The organism is Inquilinus limosus MP06 (assembly GCF_000767795.1).
GTDB lineage: Bacteria > Pseudomonadota > Alphaproteobacteria > DSM-16000 > Inquilinaceae > Inquilinus > Inquilinus limosus_E.
Window position 1 is genome coordinate 1 of the sequence record NZ_JANX01000581.1, and the last position, 3854, is coordinate 3854.

Here is a 3854-nt window from a genome sequence, read left to right on the forward strand (position 1 = left end):
GAAGCCCGCGGAAGCCAAGCAGAAGTCGCGGGCGAAGCCCGAGGCCGTCAGGCCGGACGCCCGGACGGCGCCTGCACAGGCCAGGCCGAAATCCCGTACGAAGCCCGTGGCCGCCCAGCCGAATGCCCAAACGGCGCCCGCAGCGGCCAAGCCGAAGCCCGGGACCAAACCCGAGCTCGCCCGGCCGGACGTCCATGCGGCGCCCGCCGAGGCGAAGCCGGAGATCCGGGCCAGGCCCGAGGAGGCGAAACCAGCCGCCCCCGCGCCCGAGGCCGCGCCGCCGTCGGACCCGGCGGATCTGGCCCGCCGCATGGTCGAGATCGCCGAGCGCAGCGCCCGGCTGGTCACCACCTTCCTGGAGAAGCAGGGCCGGGCCGAGGCGCCGGAGCTGGATCCGCTGAACATCGGCACCGCCTTCCTGGCCATGACCCAGCGGCTGATGGCCGACCCGACCCGGCTGGTGCAGGCGCAGATGTCGCTGTGGCAGGACTACGCCACGCTGTGGTCCCGCACCGCTCAGCGCCTGCTGGGCCAGGAGGCGGAGCCGGTGGTGGCGGCGGAGAAGGGCGACAAGCGCTTCAAGGACCCCGCCTGGAGCGAGGTCGCGGTGTTCGACTTCATCAAGCAGTCCTACCTGCTGACCGCGCGCTGGCTGCAGGGGTCGGTGCGCGAGGTGGAGGGGCTGGACGCCAAGACGGCGAAGAAGGTCGATTTCTACACAAGGCAGTTCATCGACGCGATGGCGCCGTCGAACTTCGTCGCCACCAATCCGGAGGTGCTGCGCAGCACCCTGGACTCGCGCGGCGAGAACCTGGTCAAGGGGCTGGAGAACATGCTGGCCGACCTGGAGCGCGGCCAGGGCCAGCTCGCCATCAGCATGACCGACCGCACCGCCTTCGAGATCGGCCGCAACATCGCCGTCACCCCCGGCAAGGTGGTGTTCGAGACCGAGCTGATGCAGCTGATCCAGTACGAGCCGGCGACGGAGACGGTGGCGCGGCGGCCGCTGCTGATCATCCCGCCCTGGATCAACAAGTACTACATCCTCGACCTGAAGCCGCAGAACAGCCTGATCCGCTGGGCGGTGGAGCAGGGCCACACCGTCTTCGTCGTCTCCTGGGTCAACCCGGACGGGCGCCTGGCGGCCAAGAGCTTCGAAGACTACATGCTGGAGGGGTCGCTGGCGGCGATCGGCGCGATCGAGCAGGCGACCGGCGAGCGCGAGGTCAACGTCATCGGCTACTGCCTGGGCGGCACGCTGCTGGCCTGCACCCTGGCCTGGATGACCGCCAAGGGCGAGGCGGACCGGGTCGCGAGCGCCACCTACCTGACCACGCTGACCGACTTCACCGACCCCGGGGAGCTCGGCATCTTCGTCGACGAGGAGCAGCTGCGGACGATCGAGCACAAGATGTCCGGCAAGGGCTATCTCGAGGGCTCGGCGATGGCGACGACCTTCAACCTGCTGCGCGCCAACGACCTGATCTGGTCCTTCGTCGTCAACAACTACCTGCTGGGGAAGGACCCTTTCCCCTTCGACCTGCTGTACTGGAACAGCGACGCGACCCGGATGCCGGCCGCGATGCACAGCTTCTACCTGCGCAACATGTACCAGGAGAACCGGCTGGTGCGGCCGGGCGGCATCACCCTGGCCGGGGTGCCGATCGACCTGACCACGATCCGGACCCCGACCTTCATGCTGTCGACCCGCGAGGACCACATCGCGCCCTGGGCGTCGACCTATGCCGCGACCCAGCTGTTCGGCGGGCCGGTGCGCTTCTGCCTCAGCGCCTCCGGCCACATCGCCGGGGTGGTCAACCCGCCGGCGGCGAAGAAGTACTGCCACTGGGTCAACGCCAAGACGCCGGAGAGCCCGGAGGCCTGGTTCGAGGGGGCGCAGCAGGTCGAGGGCTCGTGGTGGCCGGAGTGGCAGGAATGGGTCGCCCGCCATGCCGGCGGCCAGGTCCCGGCCCGGCGCCCGGGCGACGGCAAGCTCAAGCCGATCGAGGACGCGCCCGGACGCTACGTGCGGGCGACTTAGGGGTTCCCCAGCCTTACGCCGCCATTTCCGCCGCCGGCGCGTAGGCCCGGCGCAGCTCGGCCAGGCGGTCCCCCTCCAGCACCCGGTCGAGATGGATCTCCGGCCGCAGCGCGGCGGTGACGACGACGCGGTAGAGATGGGTCCACAGCCCGGCGCCGCGATGCACCACGGCGTAGAGGATCTCGCGCCGCTGCGGGTCGCGCGGATGGGGACAGGGGCGCTCGTCGAGCCGCTCGACGGTGTCGCCGGGGCGGGCCAGCGGGATGGCGGCGGACGCGGATGCAGACATGAAAAACCCTCCTTCGCGGTTGCGAGGAGGGCTGACGCGCGGCTTTCGACCCGTTTGGTTGCCGGTCCGGCCGCATCGCCCCTCTTGCGAGAGGCCACCACCTTGCCCGGGAAGGCAGGTTGGCGTGGGCGTCAGCCCAGCTCTGGATGCGAGGCCGGGTGTAGCGCGGCCCGCGACGCTGCGCAAGGGGGATCGCGGGCCTTGCCTTGAGGGGCCTGATCGTCGGACCCTGCCCGCCTGTCCACGGCGAGCTTTGCATGCCCGACCCCTCCCCCGCCCGGCCCGTGCCGGACCTGTTCGCGGCCCGGCCCGCCGCCTATGACCGCTTCACCCGGGCCGAATGGGCGGCGCTGCGCGAGACGACGCCGATGGCGCTGACCGACACCGAGCTGGCCGAGCTGCGCGGGCTGAACGACCCGGTGTCGCTGGCCGATGTCGCCGACATCCACCTGCCGCTGTCGCGCCTGCTGAACCTGCATGTCGCCGCCGCCAGGGCGCTGGACGGGGTTCAGGACGCCTTCCTCGGCCGGCCCGGCCCGCCGCCGCCCTACATCATCGGCGTCGCCGGCAGCGTCGCCGTGGGCAAGAGCACCTTCGCCCGGCTGCTGCGCCTGCTGCTGTCGCGCTGGCCAGACCATCCGCGGGTCGCGCTGGTGACCACCGACGGCTTCCTGTGGCCGAGGAAGGTGCTGGAGGAGCGCGGCCTGATGCGCCGCAAGGGCTTCCCCGAGAGCTACGATCTGCGTCGCATGATCGGCTTCCTGGCCGCGGTGAAGTCCGGCCGGCCGGAGGTGGAGGCGCCGGTCTATTCCCACCTGACCTACGACATCCTGCCCGGCGAGAAGCAGGTGGTGCGGCGGCCGGACATCCTGATCTTCGAGGGGCTGAACGTGCTGCAGGCCCCGGCCGGCGCCTCGGTCGTCACCTCCGACTTCTTCGACTTCTCGGTCTATGTCGATGCCGAGGAGGAGGACATCGCCCGCTGGTTCGTCGAGCGGCGCCTGCTGCTGCAGCGCACCGCCTTCCGCGACCCCTCCTCCTACTTCCACCACCAGCGCGACCTGCCGGAGGCCGAGGCCCGCCGCGCCGCCCGCGAGATCTGGGACCAGATCAATGGCGTGAACCTGCGCGAGAACATCCTGCCCACCCGGCAGCGCGCCCGGCTGGTGCTGCACAAGGCGGCCGACCATTCGGTCGACGCCGTCGCCCTGCGCCGGATGTAGCCATGGAGCTGCCGCCGCTCGGCCCCCTGATCGGATCGGGCAAGGAGGCCGAGGTCTTCGGCTGCGGCGCCCTGGCGGTGAAGCTGTACCGGACGACGGCGACCGCGCCGAAGCCGTCGGCCTTCCACGAGGCGTCGGTGCTGGCCCTGGTCGGGACCCATGGGCTGCCGGTGCCGGAGGTCCGCGCCGTCGGGCAGATCGACGGCCGCTGGGGCATCGCCATGACCCGGGCGGAGGGCCTTCCCCTCGGCGAGGCGATGCGCCCCGGCTCCACGGCAGCCCCGGCGGGGCTGGAGCGGAT

The 3854-nt window shown here is 71.4% G+C and carries 4 protein-coding genes and 1 riboswitch; of the genes, 3 read left to right on the top strand and 1 reads right to left on the bottom strand.

Features of this window, described 5'->3' with window-relative positions; genetic code table 11:
- Positions 1–310: 310 nt before the first annotated feature.
- Entirely contained in the window at positions 311–2041 is a 1731-nt protein-coding gene (gene phaC / locus P409_RS28810; protein WP_034846533.1) for a class I poly(R)-hydroxyalkanoic acid synthase, read from the top strand.
- 13 nt (positions 2042–2054) lie between these two features.
- Here the strand turns inward: phaC and P409_RS28815 are convergent, their stop codons facing one another.
- Entirely contained in the window at positions 2055–2330 is a 276-nt protein-coding gene (locus P409_RS28815) for a hypothetical protein (RefSeq protein WP_034846534.1), read from the bottom strand.
- 44 nt (positions 2331–2374) lie between these two features.
- Positions 2375–2485, bottom strand: a riboswitch (SAM-I-IV-variant riboswitch).
- A 102-nt stretch (positions 2486–2587) separates the two neighbouring features.
- On the opposite strand from P409_RS28815, the gene coaA reads away from it, so the two are divergent.
- Positions 2588–3553 (top strand): type I pantothenate kinase, encoded by a 966-nt coding sequence (gene coaA / locus P409_RS28820; protein WP_052121524.1) that lies wholly within the window; start codon positions 2588–2590, stop codon positions 3551–3553.
- 2 nt (positions 3554–3555) lie between these two features.
- Positions 3556–3854: protein kinase family protein (locus P409_RS28825; RefSeq protein WP_034846535.1), on the top strand; the 299-nt coding region annotated here is incomplete at its 3' end.

Excerpts from the sequence above, each read along its gene's own strand:
- phaC (WP_034846533.1), top strand. The coding sequence starts at position 311 with ATGGTCGAGATCGCCGAGCGCAGCGCCCGGCTGGTCACCACCTTCCTG.
- P409_RS28815 (WP_034846534.1), bottom strand. The coding sequence starts at position 2,330 with ATGTCTGCATCCGCGTCCGCCGCCATCCCGCTGGCCCGCCCCGGCGAC.
- coaA (WP_052121524.1), top strand. The coding sequence starts at position 2,588 with ATGCCCGACCCCTCCCCCGCCCGGCCCGTGCCGGACCTGTTCGCGGCC.